This window comes from Kitasatospora sp. NPDC114501 (genome assembly GCF_055633695.1).
Genome location: NZ_JBVKDS010000012.1, coordinates 18,313 through 38,622, shown reverse-complemented (window position 1 = coordinate 38,622; position 20,310 = coordinate 18,313). Strand labels below are relative to the sequence as shown.

Annotated in this window: 16 protein-coding genes; 6 read left to right on the top strand and 10 right to left on the bottom strand. The window is 71.8% G+C overall.

Annotated elements, in window-relative coordinates:
* Positions 1–30: 30 nt before the first annotated feature.
* Both ACZ7RU_RS22635 and ACZ7RU_RS22630 read left to right on the top strand, forming a co-directional pair.
* Positions 31–846, top strand: a complete 816-nt coding sequence (locus tag ACZ7RU_RS22635; protein ID WP_470342962.1) for an ABC transporter permease — start codon at positions 31–33, stop codon at positions 844–846.
* A 139-nt stretch (positions 847–985) separates the two neighbouring features.
* Positions 986–2,062, top strand: a complete 1,077-nt coding sequence (locus tag ACZ7RU_RS22630) for an ABC transporter ATP-binding protein (protein ID WP_470342747.1) — start codon at positions 986–988, stop codon at positions 2,060–2,062.
* A gap of 82 nt (positions 2,063–2,144) precedes the next feature.
* Here ACZ7RU_RS22630 and ACZ7RU_RS22625 read toward each other — a convergent pair whose 3' ends face one another.
* Together ACZ7RU_RS22625 and ACZ7RU_RS22620 are read right to left on the bottom strand one after the other, a co-directional pair.
* Positions 2,145–2,804 (bottom strand): response regulator, encoded by a 660-nt coding sequence (locus ACZ7RU_RS22625; protein WP_470342746.1) that lies wholly within the window; start codon positions 2,802–2,804, stop codon positions 2,145–2,147.
* A gap of 44 nt (positions 2,805–2,848) precedes the next feature.
* Complete coding sequence (locus tag ACZ7RU_RS22620; protein ID WP_470342745.1) at positions 2,849–4,207, bottom strand: sensor histidine kinase; 1,359 nt, start codon at positions 4,205–4,207, stop codon at positions 2,849–2,851.
* Between the two features lie 201 nt (positions 4,208–4,408).
* Between ACZ7RU_RS22620 and ACZ7RU_RS22615 the strand changes: the two genes are divergently transcribed.
* Genes ACZ7RU_RS22615 through ACZ7RU_RS22605 form a run of 3 tightly spaced genes read left to right on the top strand, consistent with a single transcriptional unit; the run spans position 4,409 to position 6,934 of the window.
* A complete protein-coding gene (locus ACZ7RU_RS22615; protein ID WP_470342744.1) occupies positions 4,409–5,326 on the top strand; it encodes an ABC transporter ATP-binding protein in 918 nt (305 codons plus the stop codon).
* Between the two features lie 53 nt (positions 5,327–5,379).
* The gene (locus tag ACZ7RU_RS22610; protein WP_470342743.1) at positions 5,380–6,129 is read left to right on the top strand and encodes an ABC transporter permease; all 750 of its coding nucleotides are present in this window, start codon (positions 5,380–5,382) and stop codon (positions 6,127–6,129) included.
* Between the two features lie 49 nt (positions 6,130–6,178).
* Positions 6,179–6,934, top strand: a complete 756-nt coding sequence (locus ACZ7RU_RS22605; protein WP_470342742.1) for a hypothetical protein — start codon at positions 6,179–6,181, stop codon at positions 6,932–6,934.
* A gap of 78 nt (positions 6,935–7,012) precedes the next feature.
* On the opposite strand, the gene ACZ7RU_RS22600 is transcribed toward ACZ7RU_RS22605, so the two are convergent.
* From ACZ7RU_RS22600 to ACZ7RU_RS22570, 7 genes are all read right to left on the bottom strand, one after another.
* The gene (locus ACZ7RU_RS22600; protein WP_470342741.1) at positions 7,013–8,803 is read right to left on the bottom strand and encodes an ATP-binding cassette domain-containing protein; all 1,791 of its coding nucleotides are present in this window, start codon (positions 8,801–8,803) and stop codon (positions 7,013–7,015) included.
* Positions 8,800–10,539: an ABC transporter ATP-binding protein gene (locus ACZ7RU_RS22595; protein ID WP_470342740.1), complete on the bottom strand. Its 1,740-nt coding sequence runs from the start codon at positions 10,537–10,539 to the stop codon at positions 8,800–8,802. The genes ACZ7RU_RS22600 and ACZ7RU_RS22595 overlap by 4 nt, the downstream gene beginning before the upstream one ends.
* Before the next feature lie 161 nt (positions 10,540–10,700).
* The gene (locus ACZ7RU_RS22590) at positions 10,701–10,808 is read right to left on the bottom strand and encodes a SapB/AmfS family lanthipeptide (RefSeq protein WP_469840328.1); all 108 of its coding nucleotides are present in this window, start codon (positions 10,806–10,808) and stop codon (positions 10,701–10,703) included.
* A 145-nt stretch (positions 10,809–10,953) separates the two neighbouring features.
* Positions 10,954–13,638: a class III lanthionine synthetase LanKC gene (gene lanKC, locus ACZ7RU_RS22585; RefSeq protein WP_470342739.1), complete on the bottom strand. Its 2,685-nt coding sequence runs from the start codon at positions 13,636–13,638 to the stop codon at positions 10,954–10,956.
* A gap of 238 nt (positions 13,639–13,876) precedes the next feature.
* Positions 13,877–15,799 carry an FtsX-like permease family protein gene (locus ACZ7RU_RS22580; RefSeq protein WP_470342738.1) on the bottom strand — a complete coding sequence of 641 codons (1,923 nt, stop codon included), beginning with the start codon at positions 15,797–15,799 and terminating at the stop codon, positions 13,877–13,879.
* A 3-nt stretch (positions 15,800–15,802) separates the two neighbouring features.
* Entirely contained in the window at positions 15,803–16,627 is an 825-nt protein-coding gene (locus ACZ7RU_RS22575) for an ABC transporter ATP-binding protein (RefSeq protein WP_470342737.1), read from the bottom strand.
* Positions 16,628–16,760: 133 nt separating this feature from the next.
* A complete protein-coding gene (locus ACZ7RU_RS22570; RefSeq protein WP_470342736.1) occupies positions 16,761–17,996 on the bottom strand; it encodes a S53 family peptidase in 1,236 nt (411 codons plus the stop codon).
* Between the two features lie 504 nt (positions 17,997–18,500).
* Here ACZ7RU_RS22570 and ACZ7RU_RS22565 point away from each other — a divergent pair.
* Positions 18,501–19,208 carry a helix-turn-helix transcriptional regulator gene (locus tag ACZ7RU_RS22565; RefSeq protein WP_470342735.1) on the top strand — a complete coding sequence of 236 codons (708 nt, stop codon included), beginning with the start codon at positions 18,501–18,503 and terminating at the stop codon, positions 19,206–19,208.
* Positions 19,209–19,517: 309 nt separating this feature from the next.
* Here the strand turns inward: ACZ7RU_RS22565 and ACZ7RU_RS22560 are convergent, their stop codons facing one another.
* Positions 19,518–20,300 carry a peptidyl-tRNA hydrolase gene (locus ACZ7RU_RS22560; protein WP_470342734.1) on the bottom strand — a complete coding sequence of 261 codons (783 nt, stop codon included), beginning with the start codon at positions 20,298–20,300 and terminating at the stop codon, positions 19,518–19,520.
* Positions 20,301–20,310: the final 10 nt, after the last annotated feature.

Here is a 20,310-nt window from a genome sequence, read left to right as displayed (position 1 = left end):
CGCGACGACCCGACAGGACCGACGCCGGCCCTGCCGCGCCGCCGCCCGCGAAGCCGCCGCCCGCGCCCGCACCGCGTCCCCGTCACCCTGCTGCTCCCGGCACTGCTCGGGCTCGCGTTCCTGATCCTGCCGCTGGTCGGTCTGCTGGTCCGGGCGCCCTGGAGCGGTCTGTCCGAGCAGCTCACCAGCACCGCCGTCTGGGAGGCGCTGCGCCTGTCGTTGATCAGCGCGACCGCCGCCACCGCGGTGTCGCTGGTCCTCGGCGTCCCGCTGGCCTGGCTGCTCGCCCGCACCGAGCTGCCGGGTCGGCGCGTGATCCGGGCGCTGGTCACCCTGCCGCTGGTGTTGCCCCCGGTGGTCGGCGGTGTGGCATTGCTGCTGGTGCTGGGGCGGCGCGGCATCGTCGGCTCCTGGCTGGACTCGGCCTTCGGCATCACGCTGCCGTTCACCACCACCGGGGTCGTGATCGCCGAGGCCTTCGTGGCGATGCCGTTCCTGGTGATCAGCGTCGAGGGCGCGCTGCGGGCCGCCGACCCCCGCTACGAGGAGGCCGCCGCGACCCTGGGCGCCTCCCGGCTGACCGCGTTCCGGCGGGTCACCCTGCCCCTGATCGCCCCGGGGATCGCCGCCGGGGCCGTGCTGGCCTGGGCCCGGGCGCTCGGCGAGTTCGGCGCGACGATCACCTTCGCGGGCAACTTCCCGGGCCGCACCCAGACCATGCCGCTGGCCGTCTACCTGGCCATGGAGTCCGACCCGCAGGCGGCGATCGCCCTGTCGCTGGTGCTGCTGGTGGTCTCCGTGGCCGTCCTGGTCGGCCTGCGCGACCGCTGGCTGTCGACGCCGTGACCCCGCCCGCCCCCGCTCCCCCGTTCACCGGACGCGCTGGACGCACCGGACGCACCGCCCGCACCGCACGCGCCGAACACGCTGGACACACCGGCCGGACCGGCCACACGGGAAACCTGGACACCTGGACGCCGCCCCGATGAGCACCGACCGCCTCCCCGGCCCCGCCCTGGACGCCCGCCTACGGGTCGAGCGCGCCGCTTTCACCCTCGACCTCGCCCTCACCGCCGCCCCCGGCGAGGTGGTGGCGCTGCTCGGCCCCAACGGCGCCGGCAAGTCCACCGCCCTGCGCGCCCTCGCCGGGCTGCTCCCGCTCACCGGCGGCCACCTGCGCCTGGACGGCCGCCTCCTGGAGGACCCGGCGCGGCGCGTGCACACCCCGGCCGAGGAGCGGCCGGTCGGTGTGGTGTTCCAGGACTACCTGTTGTTCCCGCACCTCAGCGCGCTCGACAACGTCGCCTTCGGCCCGCGCTGCCAGGGCCGCCCCAAGCGCGAGGCGCGGACGGAGGCGGCCGGCTGGCTGGAGCGGCTGGGCCTGGCCGACCACGCCTCGGCTCGCCCCGGCCGGCTCTCCGGCGGCCAGGCCCAGCGGGTGGCGCTCGCCCGCGCGCTCGCCGTACGCCCCCGGCTGCTCCTGCTGGACGAGCCGCTGGCCGCCCTGGACGCCCGCACCCGGCTCGACGTACGGGCCCGACTTCGGCGCCATCTGGCCGAGTTCGAGGCGGTGGCGGTGCTGGTGACGCACGACCCGCTGGACGCCATGGTGCTGGCCAACCGGCTGGTGGTGATCGAGGACGGCCAGGAGGTGCAGTCCGGCAGCCCCGCGGAGGTCGCCCGGCACCCGCGCACCGACTACATCGCCCGGCTGGTCGGGTTGAACCTGTACCAGGGCCGGGCCGAGGGCACCCGGGTCACCCTCCCGGACGGCCCGGTCCTGGCCACCACCGAGGAGCTGGACGGCCCGGCCTTCGTCGCCTTCCCGCCCTCCGCCGTGACGCTCTACCGGGAGCGCCCGCGGACCAGCGCGCGCAACCTGTGGAAGGCCGAGGTCACCGGGCTGGACCTGCACGGCGACCAGGTCCGCGCCGAGTTGGCCGGCGACCTGCCGATGGCCGCCGACCTCACCCCCGCCGCCGTCGCGGAGCTGGAGCTGGCGCCCGGCGTCGCGGTCTGGGCCTCGGTCAAGGCCACCCAGACCCACGCCTACCCGGCCTGACGGGCCGCCGACGGCGTCCCGTCGGCGGAACCACCCCGACGGGACCGTTCCGGCGGGGTTCCGGCGGGGGGTTCCCACGGGATCACTCCGACGGTTCGACGAACCCCGACTCGTACGCCGCGATCACCGCCTGGGTGCGGTCCCGCGCGCCCAGCTTCGCCAGCACGCTGCTGACGTGCGTCTTCACCGTCTGCACGCCGAGGAACAGCTGCTCGGCGATCTCCCCGTTGCTGAGGCCGCGCGCGACCAGCCGCAGCACCTCCGCCTCGCGCTCGGTCAGCGCCGCCCGCTCCATGGCCGCCCGGGCGGTCGGGTTGCCGTGCCCGGCCGCGAGGCGGCGGATCGCGGTCGGGAACAGCAGCGATTCGCCCGCCGCCACCAGCCGTACCGCTTGGGCGATCTCGGCCGGGCGGGTGCGCTTGAGCAGGAAGCCGTCCGCGCCCGCGCGCAGCGCCTGGTAGACGTAGTCGTCGTTCTCGAAGGTGGTCACGACCAGGATCCGCGGCGGGCGCTCCCCCGGTGCGCCGGGGCGCAGCAGCTCACGGGTGGCCGCCAGGCCGTCCAGTACCGGCATCCGGACGTCCATCAGCACCACGTGCGGTCGCAGCGCGCGGGCCAGGGAGACCGCCTCGGCGCCGTCGGCCGCCTCGCCTACCACCCGCAGGTCCCCCTGCGCCTCCAGCACCGCCCGCAGGCCGGCCCGGACCAGTTCCTCGTCGTCGGCGAGCAGGATGTCGGTCATCCCGGCGGTTCCCCCGGCCGGACCTTGCGCCACAAGATCGTTCGTCACGAGCCCAAGCGTAGGGGCAGCCGGACGCTCAGCACCCATTCCCCGCTCCCCTCCTCCATCGACCCCGAAGTCGCCCCCACGGCCGCCTCCACGGCCGGTCCCGTCACCGGCCCCGCCACCGGCCCCGCCGTCGACTCCCCGCCGAGCAGGGTGGCGCGCTCGCGGATGCCGCGCAGTCCCTTGCCACCCTTGCGCGTTGCGCCCCGACCCGCCCCGCCCGCCGGGTGCCGCGCCGAGCCGGCCGGCGAACGCCCGGCACCGGGCAGCCGGTTGGCGCAGCGCAGCTCCAACCGGCCGTCCCGTACGGCGATCCGGACGTCGAGCGGTTCGCCGGGCGCGTACTTGAGCGCGTTGGTGACGCCCTCCTGGACGATCCGGTACGACTCGCGGGAGAGCACCCCGGGCAGGGCGCCGGCCGGCACCTCGACCCGCGCCTCCACCGGGCTGCCGGCCGCCCGGGCGGTGTCGAACAGTGCGGGCAGCTGCTCGATCCCGGGCTGCTCGGTGGCCACGCCGCTCGTCCCGGCCGGGGTCTCGCGCAGCAGCACCAGGGTGCGTTCGAGGTCCTCCATGGCCCGCCGGCCGGTCTCCTCGATCACTTCGAGCGCCTTGGCGGCGAAGACCGGGTCCCCGACCTCGCGCGCCGCCCCCGCCTGAAGGACCGTCACCGTCAGGGCGTGACCGATCGAGTCGTGCAGTTCCCTGGCCAACCGGTTGCGTTCCAGCAGCCGTTCGGCCCGCAGCTCCGCCTCGGCCAGCCGCTCCGCCGGGGACGGGCCCAGCAGCCTTACCGCCATGGCGAGTTGGAGGCGCCCCGTGTAGACCAGGAACCAGCCGAAGGCGAGCACCACCACCGGGGCGAGCGGGAGGTACCACAGCGCCCGCGGACCGGTCAGCCGCTCGTAGCAGGTGGCGAGGACGAGGACCAGCGCGAAGCCGACCGCCGAACCGAGCGCGACCCGGCCGATCAGCCAGCCGGCCGTGCGCCACCGGTCAGCCCGGGTGCGGGAGGGCTCGGTCGCGATGTCCTCCTCGCGGTCGGGCACCAGCAGCAGCCGAGCCTGCACGCCTTCGGCCCGCCGGGCAGCCGGAACGAGCGCGGCCAGGGCCAACAGCACGGAGTCCAACGCGATGCTCTTCATCACGATCTCGTCCAGGGGCTTGTCCTCCGTCCCCGGATAGACCATCAGGACGATGCCCGCGAAGATCCACCCGACCAGCAGGTGCAGCAGCCGCGCGTACGTGGCACCGGCCCCCAGGGGCGCGACGAGCCTGGACACCGCGCGTCCCGGCACTGCGGCTCCGGACACCGTGCTCTTCAGCGCTGCGAACTTGGACGCTGCGATCTTGGACATCGGCCCATCCTGCCAGGTCGGCCCCGGCCACCGGCTCCCGCTCCGGTCCCCGACGGACTCCCTCCCGGGAGGGAGGTGACTCCCCGCCCCGGCGGGATCCGCCGCACCGACCCGCTCCGGTCGAATGGGGCCACCGTCCGGGACCGACCACGACAGGCTCCGGCGGGGACCGCCAGGACGACGAGACGAGGGGAGCGGGCCGTGATCGAGATCCAGGGCCTCACCAAGGAGTACGACGGCCGGCACGTCGTCGACGACCTGGCCTTCGAGGTCCGGCCCGGTGTGGTGACCGGCTTCCTCGGCCCGAACGGCGCCGGCAAGAGCACCACCATGCGCCTGGTCCTCGGCCTCGACCGGCCGACCGCCGGACAAGCCCTGGTCGCTGGGCGTCCATACGTCGAACTCCCCAACCCGCTAAGGACGGTCGGAGCACTGCTGGACGCCCAGGCGCTGCACGGCGGCCGGACCGCGCACGGCCACCTGCGCTGGCTCGCCGCGAGCAACGGGCTGCCGGCCCGACGGGTCGACGAGGTGCTCGGCCAGGTCGGCCTGGCGGACGCCGCCGGACGGCGGATCCGGGGCTTCTCGCTCGGCATGCGCCAGCGCCTCGGGGTGGCCGCCGCCCTGCTCGGCGACCCGCCGGTACTGCTGCTGGACGAGCCCGTGAACGGCCTGGACCCGGAGGGCATCCGCTGGATCCGCACCTTGCTGCGCGATCTGGCCGCCGAGGGCCGGTCCGTGCTGGTCTCCTCCCACCTGATGACCGAAATGACGCTCACCGCCGACCACTTGGTGGTGATCGGGCGCGGCCGGCTGCTCGCCGACGCCGCCGCCTCCGAGTTCATCGACCGCCACGGCCGGACCCGGATCAGGGTCCGCGCCGTCGACCCGGCCAAGCTCGCCGCCCTGCTCCGCGACCCCGGTCACGGCCTCGACGCCACCGAAGTCGACGGCGGCGCCTGGGAGGTGAGCGGCGCCGAACCCGAGCGGATCGCCGCGCTCGCCGCCGCCAACGGCGTGGTGCTGTACGAGATCGCCGTACAACAGGACTCCCTGGAGGACGCGTTCATGCGGATGACCGCCGACAGCGTCGAGTACCGCGCGGAGGCCACCGCATGAACGCGCCGCCCCCTGCCGCGACTCCCGTCACGACTCCCGCCTCAGCTCCCGCCGTGACTTCCGCCGGGGCACCTGCCGTCAACGCCGTGCGCGCCGAGTGGATCAAGCTCACGACCCTCCGCTCGCTCTGGATCACCCCCCTGCTCGCCCTGGCGCTCACCGCCGGTGCCACCACCGCCGTCGGCGCGGCCCTCGGCGGCAAGGACGACAGCATCACCGACGACCCCGGCGTCGGCGTCTTCTACGGCCTCAACTTCGGGCAGGCGGCGCTGATCTGCTTCGGCATCCTGCTGATCGGCCAGGAGTTCAACACCCGCATGATCGGCGTGTCCCTCACGGCCGTCCCGCGACGAGGCCGGCTGTACGGCGCCAAGTTGGCGCTCGCCACGCTGGTCGGACTGGCGAGCGGCGCCGTCGCCACGGCGGGCGCCTTCGCCGGGTACGCGGCCACCGTGCCGGCCCACTGGGACGGGCACGCCTTCGTCCGCTCTGCCGTCGCCGGGGTGCTCTACCAGACGATGCTGGTGGTGTTCTGCCTCGGCACGACCGCCCTGCTGGGGAACCTCACCGCCGCCATGGGCCTGCTGATCCCGTCCCTGTTCCTGGTCTCACCGCTGCTCGGCAGCGTGCCCGGAGCGCGCCGGGCGGTCCAGTTCCTGCCTGACCGGGCCGGCCAGTACGCCCTGCGGTACGCCGACGACCCGCAGGTCGTCTACGGCCACTGGACCGGGCTACTGATCATGGCGCTCTGGACGGCCCTGGCGGTCTACGGCGGCCTACGGGCGATGCGGCGCGCCAAATGAGCCCGGACGGACGGGACATGGAGCGAAAGAGAGAGACGGGAACCGGGAGATGGGAGCGACGATGATCACGATGGCCGACGCCCTGCGCGCAGAACGGGTCAAGTTCACCACCCTGCCCTCGCAGTGGGCGGCCCCGCTGGTCGCCCTGATACTGACCGTCGGCGTCACGGCGGCCGTCAACGCCGCCTACGGGGCGAAGGACCACACCGTCGGCGAGGACCCGGCCGGCGGGATCTTCTACGGGCTGCTCTTCGGCCACGTCGCGGTGGCCTGCCTCGGCATCCTGCTCATCGGGCAGGAGTTCAACACCCGCATGATCGGCACCTCGCTCACCGCCGTCCCCCGACGCGGCCGGCTGTACGGCGCCAAGCTCACGCTCGGCGCCGGGCTGGGCCTACTGCTCGGGCTGGCCTCGACGGCGGGTTCCTTCCTGGCCGTCGGCACCACCGCCGGCCTGGACCTCTCCACCCCGGGCCTGACCCGCAGCTTCCTCGCCGGCGTGCTGTACCACCCGATGATGGTGCTGCTCTGCCTCGGGCTGACCGCGATGCTGGGCAACTTCAGCGCGGCGCTCGGCCTGCTGACGCCGATGGTGTTCCTGGGCACCACCTGGCTGGCCGCCATCCCCGGCATCCGCGAACTCGGCCAGTTCCTCCCCGACCGGGCCGGTCTGTACGCGACGCGCACCCAACCGGAGGCGGGCATCCACTACGGCCACTGGACCGGGCTGCTGATCATGGCGCTCTGGACCGCCCTGGCGGCCTACGGCGGCCTGCGAGCGATGCGGCGTTACGAGCAGAGCTGACGGGCAACAAGGAACAGCGAACAGATGACAGATGACAGATTTCGAAATCTGTCATCTGTCATCTGTTCGCTGTCGCCGTCAGCAGGCCCATTCCTCATGAGTACCTACCTTCGCGGTCCACAGCCCGACGAGATCGCGGTACAGAGCGGACTCCGTGAGCATCTGATCATGGCTCCCGATCTGCGGGATCCCGCCGTCCATCACCATCACCCGGTCCGCGGCCCGGGCCGAGCTGATCCGGTGGGCGATGACGAACAACGTTCCGGGGCGCTCCCGCATCGCCTCCTCCGCGCGGGCCTCCGCCGCTGGGTCCATATGGCACGTTGCCTCGTCGAGCACGATCAGCCGGGCCGGCGAGAGGTAGGCGCGTGCCAGGGCGATCAGCTGGCGCCGGCCGGCGGAGAGGGCATCGGGGTCCACGAGACCGTCGTAGCCGGCCGTCGTGGACACCAGGTCAGTCAGGCCGAACTCCGTGACCGCGCGGTTCATCCGGTGGTCGTCCACTGGACCGTCTGCCAGGTAGACGAGGTTCTCACGGAGCGTCCCGGTGAAGACGTACGCCTCCTGTGGCAGATAGGCCCGCAGTGCGGCCTGCTGGACGGGCGCGAGTGAGGTGAGGTCGACGCCGTCGAGGAGGACCCGGCCGCGGGTGGGCTCGAAGGCGCCGGCCAGCAGGGCGGCCAGTGTCGACTTGCCTATACCGCTGGGGCCCACGACCGCGATGTGCTCGCCGGGCGCCACGTGCAGGTCGATGCCGCTGAGGACGTCGTTCGCGGCTCCCGGATAGGTGAAGGACACCGACTCCATGACCACCTCGACCCCGGTGTCTCCCCCCTCCCCGACTCCAGTGGAGGACACAGAGGCGGGGACAGCCGGTGCGGGCGCCGGCCCGGCGCCGCCCGGCCGCGGACCCGGGGCGTCCAGCAGCCGCCCGAGCGTGACGAACAGCCTGATGCCGGTGGTGCCCACGCCCTGGACCAGGGTCTGCACCGCGGGGCGCAGGCTCTGCGCGAGATAGGTCAGTGTGCCCAGGACCGTGCCCGCGCTCATGGCCCGGGCTCCCCACTGTGCCCACAGCAGGACCAGGATCAGCGGCACCCAGCCGCCCACCCCGAGAGCGAGGGTGCGCAGCGCGGTCAGACGGGCGAGGACGGTCTCCGCGCACGCGTTCTCCTTCGCCGCGTCGTCGAACCGGCGCAGAGCCTGTTCCTCCACGCCGTATGCGGTGATGTCCCGCAGTCCCGCAGAGAGCCGCCAGGCCTCGTGTGCGAGGGATTCGGTCGCCAGGGTGCTGCGCATCTGGGTACGGACCACCCCCCGCAGGGATACCAGATAGCAGCCGACGCCGACGACCACGGGAGCGAAGACCAGCAGGGCGACCGTCGGCTCCAGGGTGAGGGTGCCGACGCACACCCCGACGAAGGAGAAGGCGAAGCGGCCCACCACCGCCACCAGGCTGCCCGCCGCTTCCCGCACGATCTCGACCTGGCGGGTGAGCCGTGCGACGCCGGAGCGGTCCTGCTCCATGCGGCCGCCGGTCAGCGCGTGTCGCAGTGTGCCGTCCACCGTGCGGATCACCAGCGCGTCACGCAGGGGCTCGACGAGGGCCGCGGTGCTCAGGAGCGCTCCACGGGCCCCCAGCGCACCCACCGCCGAGGCCACGGCGAGCAGCGTCAGCCAGCCAAGGCCCGCCAGCGGTTCGCCGGCCAGGAACCCCCGGTCGACGGCCGAGGCCACGGCGTGCCCGGCCACGAAGGCGGGCAGGGACTCCAGGCCTGTCCACACCAGGACGCGGAACAGCGTGCGGTGGTTGTCGCGCAGGTGCTGCAGCAGATACGGCCCGGCAGTGTGGTCACCGGCGGAGCTCATGGGGTCGCTCCCGCGGCGTCCAGGGGTGTGCGGGTCTCGGGCCGTTCTTGGAATACCGCCCGGTATCCGGGGAGTTCCCACAGCTCGCTGTGCGTTCCGGTCGCGCGTACCTGCCCCGCATCGATCCAGACCACGGTGTCGGCGCGGGCCGCGCTGGAGGCCCGGTGGGCGACGACCACCCGTGTTGCCCCCGAGGTGTCGGCGGCCAACGCCCGGTCGATCTCGTGCTCTGTCGCCATGTCCAGGCTCGATGTGGCGTCGTCGAGCAGCATGAGCCGGGCGGGCCGTACGAAGGTCCGGGCGAGGCCTATCCGCTGCATCTCGCCGCCTGACAGGGCCACGGACTCGACGCTGGTGCGGTATCCGTTCGGCATCTTCTCTATGAAGGACGCGGCGCGGGCGAGTCCGGCAGCTCGGGCCACGTCGTCGAGCGTGGCGTCGGGAGCACCCGCCGCGATGGTGTCCGCGACGGTGTCACCGATCAGCTCGGGCCGTTCGAAGGCGAAGACGACCGAGCGCCGCAGCGCTGTCCTCGACAGCGTCCCCACGGGCACACCGTCGAGGAACACGGCGCCGCCGTCGGGGTCGAAGAGGCGTCCCATGAGTGCCGCCACCGTGGACTTTCCCGAGCCCGACCGCCCGACGAGTGCCACCACCTCTCCTGGCGGTACGGCGAGGTCGAGACCCGACAGGACGGTGCGCCCGGCGCGCCGTACGGTCACGTTCTCGAGTACGACGCCCAGGCCCGTGGAGGCGACGGGCCCGGGTAGTTCCGCCGAGCCGTACTCCATGGGCGGCAGCGCCGCATACGTCGCCAGTTGCTCCGCTCCGGACCGGGCCCGGGCGAGTTGGTTGACGAACAGTACGGTCATGCCGAGGCCGGTGCCGATGGCCGCGTACTCCGATGCTGCCAGCATCTGCCCGGAGGTGATACGGCCGCGGCAGAGTTCGAGCCCCGCGGTGGCGACGACAACGATGTGCAGGAGAGGGAACAGCACGTTGCCCTGCGCGGTGACCTTGGCCTGGAGCCGCCAGAGCTCGTCCCCGCTGCGGCGCAGCTGTGGCAGCGGCTCCACCACGCGGGCCACTTCGCGCTCCAGCGTGTGGGACGCGGCGATGGTGCGAGCGCCGCCCAGCGCCTCCGCGAGCCGGCTCGACACCGCGCTCTGCTCTTCCAGGTAGCGGGTGACCAGGAGCGAGCTGTCGGCGGCGAACGATCTGAGACACCAGGCGACCACCGGCAGGCCGCAGGTGAAGACGAGCCCGATCCACACGTCCGTCGACCACAGCATGACCAGGCTCACCAGCGCCGGAAGCAGGGAAAGCACCAGCCACACCGCCGCGTTGGTGCCCATGGCTGCCGCGGCGGCGCTTTCCAGGACGCAGGCCGCGAACCCGCCCGGTCCTCCGCCGGTCCGTGGGCGCGGACCCGCACCCACGAGCCGTCTGGCGGTCGTTCGCCGGTAGAAGAGCGCCGAGCGCGCCTGCACCACGCCGGCCCGGTAGTCGCTGTACGCCTCGAACGCCACGTAGACCACCACCAGGGCCACGCAGGCCGCCAGCCACCGGCTGAGGTCGGTGCCGCCGACGAGTGCGTCGACCGCCTTGCCCAGCACGGTCGGCAGGGCGAGCTGAGCGGCGGCGCTCACACACCCGGTGGCGACGAGCACGGCGGCGCCGGCGGCCTGGGCGCGCGCCGCGGTACGCAGCAGTCGTATCCCCGTACCACCCACCACTGGTCTCCACCTCGTTCACGCGGATCACGGCGGCCGAGCGCCGACCCCTGATGTGGCGAGCGCCCCGGGGGACTTCCCGTCTCCCCGAGGCGCTGCCGGAAGTCCGGGCGGCGGCGGTCGCAGTGGGCCGCCGTCCACGCGGACGGACATCTCGATCAGCCTCAGCAGAAGATCCAGCTGTGGCTGGAACAAGTCGCGCTGTTCGAGCTGCCCAGCGGCTGCGCGGACGTGTCCGGCAGCTCAAGCCCCTGAAGGTCGAGGATCGCCATGAGTCTTCCCTCCCCTCGGTTCGTCTCTCGTCGTCACGGCCCGTACGACCGCGAGTCGACTCGGGATCAGCAGAAGATGTAACTGGAGTTGCTGCAGTTGTTGCTGACACCGCTCATGGGCGCCAGGTTGTCGCCCTCGGGCAGCTCAAGCCCCTGAAGGTCGAGCACCATCGGGTTCACCTCCCTTCGTGGATGGATCCGTGCCGTCCCGCCCGTGGTCCGGGTGGGAAGTCTTGGGAGTGCCGCCGGGGAGGACGGTGGACAGCAGGGGGAGTCCGGGGTGCTCCCGGCCCAGGGCCACCGCCAGGGCGGTGAGCACGCCGGCGTTGCCGGTCGCCAGGTCCATGGACAGCCGCATGAGCATCTCGCCGGGGAAGGCGAGGCCGTCCTCGTAGGACAGAGCATGCAGGTTGAGGAGGCCGATCTGGCGGTCGAGATCGGCACGACTTGCCTCACGGGGGCGGGTCCTGGCGCGTTCGGCGAGGTACAGGATGATTCCGGCCCGGCCGTTGAACAAGTCGGACTGCACGTAGAACTGGGACGAGGCGGCGCACGCGATCGCGTCCGAGGCGGTGACGAGTCGTTCGTCCGAGTCGTACCGGAGGTACTGGTCCAGGACCAGGCCGATGCCGACGCTGCCGGTCGCGAGGTACGGCATGGTCCGCCATCCCTCGTTCACGTGCATCATCCCGTTGTCACGTGTGGTGCAGCGGCGCAGGTCCTGTTCGAGGGCGGTACGGGACAGCCGCAGGTACTCGCGGTCGCCGGTCCTCTCGTACAGACGTAGGAAGAAGAGGGCTGGGCCGGAGGAGCCACGCATCAGCCCGGCGTGGGGGTGTGCGCCCCCGCTGGTGGTGGCGACGGAGTCGGCCGTGCCGAACCGGTCGGAGATGAGCTCCGCAGCGCGCAGGTAGTCGGTGTCGCCCGTCCTCCGGTTGAACGCCAGGAGGTTGAGCCCGATGCCGGCCAGACCGCCTTTGAGGTCGCTGCCGAGCATCTCCCACTGCTCCTTGAGGCACACGGCGAGGAGCTCGCGCGCGGTGTCCTCGTCGCCGAGCCTCATCAGGGCGTGGGCCACCCCGTGCATGCCGTCGTACAGGCCGAGCCGGTCCTGCGGGCGGCGGGTCAGAGCGCGTTGTGCGAGCCACGTGCGGTATTCGGGCGGAAAGTCGACCCCGGCGTCGAGGAGTGCGAGAAGCACGCCGGCTGCCCCGTGTTGCAGGTTCAGAGCGCCGGTGTGGAACTGCTCGATGTCACCGGGAAACAGCCGGTCGTCGCGGGAGGGGGTCGCGCTGCGCAGAACGGCCCGGCCGAGCGCGTCGCGCAGCTGTGGCCACTGCTCGGGGTCGGCGGTGATCCGCGGTATCCGGTCCAGCGCGGTCTTCGGCCGACGACGCGAGGTGGGCGTCGGGCCGGCGGTGATCCTCTCGACAGCCTCTTCGAGGTATCCCGGGGGCAGCGGGAACACCTGCCGGATGTACTCGACGAAGTGGTGTGCCTTCCCGAAGTCGTGTCGGAGCAGGGTGGTGAGCGGCATGAACAGCGAGAGCCGGAGACAGCCGAGTGCGTAGTGGTCATGGTCGAATCCGGTACGGTCGGCCGGCGCCGCGAACGCGGGGTTCACCAGACTGGGCTTCACCCCTGACTCGGCATCCGATGCCACTTCGTAGTCGATCAGCGAGACCTTGCCGTCTTCGCCCACCAGGATGTTGAAGGGGTGCAGGTCTCCGAAGACGATGCCGCGCTCGTGGATCTCGGCGACGATGGCCTCGGTCTGCCGCGACACCTCCAGGGCCCACTCGGTGTAACGCGCCGCTTCGACGGGGTCGGTCTCCCTCTCGTTGAGCGGGTAGCGCAGGGCGAAGGTCCTGCTGAGCGTCTCCCCCTCGACGAACTCCTGCACGAGGAAGTGGTGGCCTCCCCACTCGAAGTAGTCGATGAGTTCGGGGACGCCTGTGACACCCTTGAGCCGCTCCAGGATGTCCCGCTCGTGACGCAACCGGTGCACCGCGTCCGCCGAATCCATGGTCAGCCCGGCATGGGGGCGGGCCTCCTTGAGGATCACCTTGCGGCCGCTCTCCCGGTGCCGTGCCTCGTACAGTCCGCCCGCGTTGGAGAAGTGGACGGCGCGTTCGACGGTGTAGGCGATGTCGTTCGTGCTGCCGCTCTTGCGTGCCTCGATGTGAGGGGCGAAGAACTCCGGCACAGTGACCCACGCCGGGACGTGGAAGACCGGGTCACGGCGGTCGGGCACCAGGGTGCCGTGGTCGTCCTCGATCGCGCCGACGAGCGTGCCCGTCTCCGATATGCAGTGCCGCTCGACGAATCCGCCGTAACGCACGTACAACGGGCCGTTTCCCCAGCGCAGGTCGCTCAGAATGTACGGCCCTTCCTGGCCGTCGAGCTCCCTGCCGAGCTCTTCGAGAGTGGTCCGCAGAACCTGCTCATCCAGCGGGTAGATGGTGATGAACTTTCCGCTGGACCCGCGGTCGGAATACTTGAGATTCCGGTTCTTCAGCACGTGGCGCCCGGAAAGGTATTTGAAGGATATGTCGCGCGGCACGCAGTAGCGGTACACGGATTCCAGCACGGTGTCCGCGCTCACACCTGTCGCCGAGACGTGGATCTTCCATCCCTGCATCGGAAGCCGTTGCCCGGACGGATTGCAGACGATCCAGTCCTCCTTGGTGAATTTGGTCCACCCAGCAGGGAGTTCGATGGAATCCGCGGCGAAGGCGAGCTCGGCGAGCTCTTCGGGGGACGCCTTCCGGTCCGACCGGTCGTAGAAATAGCGGTCTGCCAGACAGTAGACGTCGTAGCGCTTGTCCACCATTCTCCCCCTGAGATCTCCCGGCGATTCACTGACTGGAATATCTTCACCCGGCGAGAGATGTCGAACAAGTGTGTTCCCCACGGCTGCACACATGGATTACACATGAGGGAGCGAGCTGGTTCACGGACCTGTCGCGGGGTGGATTTCAGGGCGGCCTAAAGGGCCGCCGGCCCGAACGGATCCCACCGCTCGGGCCGGCGGCCCCGGTTCTCTCGGGGCCTGCGCGGCCCGCCCGTTACCCGGCCCCGCGCAGCGCGGCGGACGGACCCTGGCGAAGGGCGATGCGCGTGGTGGACACGCCGGTGGCAAGGGCGAGGACGGACGCCCCGCCCAGGATGAGAGCGAGCGTGGCGCCGTCGAGGCGCGGGTACGAGGAGCCGGTCAGGGCCTGGCTGAACACCGTGAGAACGGCCCCCGCGACCAGCGATCCGACCAGGAGCGCGGTCAGCACGATCACGGCGGTCTCCAGGAGCATCATGCGGGCGACCTGTCTGCGGGTGGCACCCACGAGACGCAGCAGGGCGAACTCTCCCGAGCGTTCCATCGTGGTCATCACCAGCGTGTTCACGACCGAGATCGAAGTGAAGACCGTCACCACCCCGAGGAGCAGATAGGTGACGGTCATGGACGCGTCCTGGCGGCGCAGGGCCTCGGCCCGGTGGGCATCGCGGTCGAGTACCCGCCAGGACGGCTCGGCCCGGCGCAGTACCGCGAGGCTGTCGTCCACCTGCTGTTCCCGGCCGGGCTGGGCTCGCACGTACACGGCATCCAGGAGCAGCGGCCTGTCGTACAAGTGCCCGGCCGCGAGACTCTGAGGCAGGACGGCATCGCCGAAGCCGCGGGAGCGGCTGTACACGGCGGCGACCCTGGCCGTCGCGACCTGGTTGTCCTCCAGGGTGATGTGCACCTCGTCGCCCGCCCGGACGTGGGCGCGCCCGGCCAGGTCCTCGCTCAACGCGATGTCCCGCGCGCCCAGCGGGCCCATGCGGCCCTGGACCACGCCCAGGTCGAGGACCTCGTCCAGCGGTCCGTCCGAGACGATCTGTGCGATGCCGCCGGGGCCCAGCTGAGGGGACTCGGGGTCGCCGACGATCGTCACGTAACTGCCCGTGGTGGCAACCGCGGTACCAACTCCGGCGGCACCGCTGATCGTTGCCGCAGCCGAGTCGGGAAGTCCGTCACCGGCGCTCTGCACGATCCGCTCGGCCACCATGCGCTGCCGGTCCTGCTCCGACAGTTCGTGCCACTTCATCTGCGGTACGAACAGGGCCACGGCGGCGAACGCGACCGTGAGGGCAAGCGGGGTGGCTGCGGTGCCGAGTCGGCGGTAGGCCGTGGTGAGGTTGGTCTTCACCAGCAGCCCCATCACCGGGAACAGGAGCTGGCAGAGCAGGCCGAGCACGCTGCCGGCCAGCTTGCCGATCCAGGGGGCGAGCAGTCCGACGGCGGTCATCAGCACCATGACCATGGCCCCGGCCGTGGTCCCGGCGTCGGAGCCCCCCGATCCCCTGATCGCCGCGAGCCCCCACACGCCACCGACCAGGACCGCGAGCCCGAGGCACGTACGGGCCGCACTCACTCGGCGGCGCGGCACCGAGGCCTCACCCAGAGCCTGGACGGCGCGCACCCGAGACGCCCGCCGGCCGCTGCTCCACACCGCGGCCTCGGCGGTCACCCAGCAGATCAGTACGGCGATCGAGATGCCCGCGGGCCCGAACTGGAGACGGAAGGCATCGGGAACCAGACCCTGGGCCACGAGCCGGGCCCGCAGTCCCGCGGCGAGCAGCAGGCCGAGCCCACAGCCTGGAACGGCGGCGAGGACGGTCACCACGAGCGCCTCGTAGGCGACCATCCGACGGACCTGGCCGGGGGTCGCGGCGATGGCCCTCAGCAGAGCGATCTCCCTGGTCCGCTGCTGGACGGACAGGGCGAAGGCGCCTGCGACCGAGAAGGCCATGACGAACAGGCAGATGAAACCGAAGGGCATGACGAACGACACCACGTCCGCGCCGCCCTCCCCCGGCGCGGCCCGACGGCCGGATTCGAGCAGCACCCCACAGGCCGTGACCAGTGCCTGCGCGCAGAGCATGGCCACCAGGGATCCGGCGAACGAGACCTTGCGGGAGCGGACGGACCACCACGCCAGGAGGAACAGCATGGATCAGCCCCCCAGCCCCGCCATGCGCTCGGCGATCGTGCCGGCGGACGCCCCCTGCAGAACCTCTGTCACTTTTCCGTCCGCCAGGATCAGTACGGAGTCGGCGTACGAGGCGGCCCCCGGGTCGTGGGTGACCATCAGGACCGTTTGGCCGACGTCGTCCACGAGACCGCGGAGCAGTTCGAGGACCTTGCGGGCCGAGGTGGTGTCCAGGGCGCCGGTGGGCTCGTCGGCGAAGACCACCTCGGGGCGGGTGATCAACGCGCGGGCGACGGCCACTCGTTGCTGCTGACCGCCGGAGAGCTCGGTCGGCCGGTGACCGCGCCGCTGGGCGAGCCCGGTGTAGTCGAGCAACTCCTCCAGCCAGGGCCGGTCGAGCCGGACGCGCCGGCCGGCCAGCCGCACCGGAAGCGTGATGTTCTGCTCTGCGGTCAGCGCGGGCAGCAGGTTGAATCCCTGGAACACGAAGCCGATCCGCTCGCGCCGCAGCGCGGTCAACTCCCGCTCGCCCAGCGGTCCCAGATCCCGGCCACCGATCTCGACGGTGCCGTGGTCGGGGCGGTCCAGACCCGACGCGCAGTGCAGGAAGGTGCTCTTGCCGGAGCCCGAGGGCCCCATCACGGCGGTGAACGTCCCGTACGCCAGTTGCGTGGTGACCCCGTCAAGCGCCGTCACGGCGGACCGGCCGCTTCCGTGCACCTTGCGCACGCCATCGAGGCGCACCGCCCAGGGCCGCTCCCTGGACGGCGGTTCGGCTCCGCCCCGCGACCGGTACTTCACGGCCCGCCCTAAGTGATGGCCGGCTCCGGTGCCTGCGTGCTCGCTCACGTGCGCTCTCTCTCGCATCAGTACGTACTGGCTGGTGACCGCCGGCCACCCGTGCAGGATTCCGTTCGCCGTCACACGAGTGCCATCACGCGGTCATGCCGAGTCGGGGGCGCGGGACGGCCCACCAGTCGGTTCACCTCACGGCCCGCGCCAGGGCCCGGACGAACCGGGGCACGTCGACCGTACCCCAGCCGCCGGCCGTGTCGAAGCCCGGGCCCGCCGTGAAACCGGGGACCTCGGCATAGGTGTTGGAACCCTCGGTGACGTCGACGATTCCGGCGGCGGTCCCGGCCGATCCGAGCCGGTAGAGCGTGGGGTTGATGTCGCCCATCGGCCCGCGGTGCAGCTGCACGGCGAGGGCCAGCACACCAGCGAACAGCGGGGCCGACTGGGAGGTGCCGGCCGCCCCCTGCATCACGAGGTCCGGGACCGACCGGCCGGATGCCACGTCACCGGCCGTGGCCGAGCGTTGCCATTCCGGGCGCCCGAACAGCGACGAGTGCCCGGCCCCGGACTTGGGCCACAGCGTATCGGGAGCGGTGCGACGGCCCTGGGCGTCGACGTGGAGCAGCGCCCCTCCGACGGCGGTCACCCGGGGGTCGGACGCGGGCCAGGCCACTACGCGCCGAGGGTGGTGCCGGTCGGGGTGGTCACGCAGCGGGCCGCTGGCCCCGTGGTCCCCCGAGGAGGCGACCAGGGTCGTGCCCGCCACGCGCGCCCGGTCGAACGCGGCGCCGTAGGCGAGCATGGACGCGGGGTCCGCGAAGTTCTGCTCGACGGAGCCGAAGCTCATGGACACCACGTCCGCCAGGCGGTGCCGCGTGAGGTGATCCAGGACGCTCATCATCTCGGGCATGCCGCTCTCGCCCTGCGTCTCGTCCACCGGGGAGGCCGCGACCACGATGCGGGCCTGTGGGGCCAGCGAGTGAACCATGGCGACATCGAGTCTGGTCTCCGACACCCACGCCTGACAGTTCTTCGTGTCGACGCCGGGAGAGGTGCAGGACGGCGGCTTCCCCAACGGTTCGACCCGCCGGATGTCAGCGGTGGGAAGCCCGTACTCCGCGTCGTAGTCCGCCATGAACTGTTCCAAACCCGGGTCTCCGTACGACACGAGCACCGCGACCGTGGTGCCGCGGCCCGTGACCCCCTGCCGCCACAGCTCGCCCACGCGGTAGGGCACGGCTATCGAGGGCTCGCGCAGGCCAGGGTCGTCGGCTGCCCACGCGCGGCCGATGGTCTCCGCCGAGGCCGGACCGACACCGGGAACGAGCAGGCCGACTGCGGCGAGCAGTCCGCCTATGCACCGCCACGTGCCGCCACCGCGCCCGGCCCCTCTCACGGACCCCATATCGCCGTCTCCCCTCATCCGACGCGTCCTGTCAGTACAGGATCGATCCGCCGGGCGGCCGGCGTACGGCTCAGCGGCACACTCGTGGGTTATCCACGGAGAGGGCACGTGACAGGACGTCACCAGCACCCCCGCTGACGTGTCTACGCCGCCCGCCCGGCGGCGCCGCGGCAGGCGTCCGCGCTCGCCTGTCGGACGCGCGCCTCGCCGGCATGAATGTCTCAAAAAAGGTGGTTCAACTTGGCGGCGAACGAACACCCGCCGACGCTCTCTACGTCAGCCACATCGAACCTCCACCTCCACTTCAATGTGGCGGTACACCCGTGTGCACATCGATGCGCCATCCCAGTCACACGAGTTGACGGACGTGAACGATCGACTTAGCATCCTGCGGGTCAATCAATTCTCGTACCGTAACGGTAAGTTGACTGATCATCAGACTTGGGGGGCAAGGGCGTGCGACGCCCGGCGCAAACCCCGGCCGAGCATGAGCCTGACTTTCCTAGTTTGGGGGGGAATTTCATGAGCATCACGCAAAGCGGAGCAGGCCCACAGAACCACGCGGCGTACGGGGCGAAACTTTCATTGCCGACTGCGGGCCGACTGCCGGGCAGCAGCGGACTAGACGCTGTCGGCGTACTGATCCTCGCCCAGGGGACCCTCACCCGCAGCGGCATCGCTGCCATGATCTCCTCCCGGGCGGGCATCCGGGTACTTGCGGACGCGGAGGACGTCACCTCTGTGCCGGGTGACAGACCACTGAACCCCGATGTGGTGGTCCTCTGTCTCGCCGATGGCAGCAGAGCCGCGTTCGAGAGGCTCCGCAGAGCGCGCGAGGCCTTCCGAGCGAGCGCAATCCTTCTGATCATAGGAGTGCTCTCGGCGGGCGGCACTCAGCGCGCCCTGAAGGCCGACGTGTCAGGAGTGATCTCCGACGACGTCACTGCCGACGAACTCGTCGAGGCGATCAGGCACCTGAGCTGCGGGCGGCGAATCGTCGGCACCGACATCGCCGTCTTGGGCAGCTCACAGACACCGAACCCGCTGACACCGCGGGAGTCCGAGATCCTCGGTCTGGCGGCCGAGGGCGAGAGCCCCGCGGACACCGCGGACCACCTCCACCTGTCCGTCGGGACCGTACGCAACCATCTACTGTCCGCAGTGCAGAAGACGGGCGCCAGGAACCGGATGGATGCGGTCCGGATCGCCCGCGCCAGGTCCTGGCTCTGACACGCCTGGTACTGCTCTCCTCGGGAGGGGCGAATACCCCGCTGTCCTACGTCTCCGTAGAAGCGCCGACATCGACGAGCACGACCGCTGGAAGGCCGGCGACTGCCTCGTCCCCGATAGCAAAGACTTCACCGGCAACGGTTTCCACACCCTCGCCTCGGCGGACGGCAGCGTCACACCGGACGCCCGTCGCCGCAGGTCCGGGGCAGGCACCAGCGATCGGCCGCGTGCCCCCGAGCGGGTGCTGCCGCACCGAACGGCGGCGGGCTGCGGCGCCGGGGTCAGAGGTCGGGTCGGAGTGGCGCGCGGTCACGAGCGCCGAAGGCGCGGGGTGGGGCAGTAGCGCGTGCCGCCTTCGAGTGCGACTGTCGGCCCCGGCGCGATCTCGGTGAAGCCCGCGTCGTGGACCACGGGCAGCTCGCTGCGGACGAGCTCCTCCCACGCCTCCGGCGAGGCCGTCCGGACCGCGAGTGCGAAGCCGGCCTCGGCCCACTCCTTGCGCTGCGCCTCGTCCAGCCGCCACCACGCGAGCTGGGCGGCGTGCCCGGTCTGCGCCATCGTCTTGCCCGCGCTCATCTCCAGGTCGGGGTTGAGCCACAGCACCGGAAGTCCGGGCTCGGGCGCCCCGACCTCCGCCGTCTCCTCCAGGTCCGTCCCGGACACTTGGAGCTTGGCGAGCTCCTTCGGCCAGCCGTCCAGCGGGACCGGCGGGAACACCCGCACCTCGGCCTCCCGCCCGTGCACCGTTATGCCCGGCAGCTCGCCCGCCCGACGCCACTCCCCGCCCCGGGCCCGCCGGACCACCTTGCGGATCCGGGCGTCCTCCCAGGCGGCGACCCGCTCCGCCCACTCGCCGTCCGCTCCGGTCACCCGTGGGTCGGCCAGCAGCGTGAGCACCGCCCGCGCCGAGGTCTCCAGCGCGTCCGTCCGACCCGGCGGGGCGGCCCGCTCCAGCCGGACGACCAGCGGCAGCACGTACTGCGGCAGCTCGTCGCGGTCCTCGCGCCCCGCGGCGTCAACGGGGTCAACGGCGTCGGCACGGTCGGCGGCGTCGGCCGGGTCGGCTGCGTCGGCCAGAGGAGCGGGAGGCACGGACGCCGAA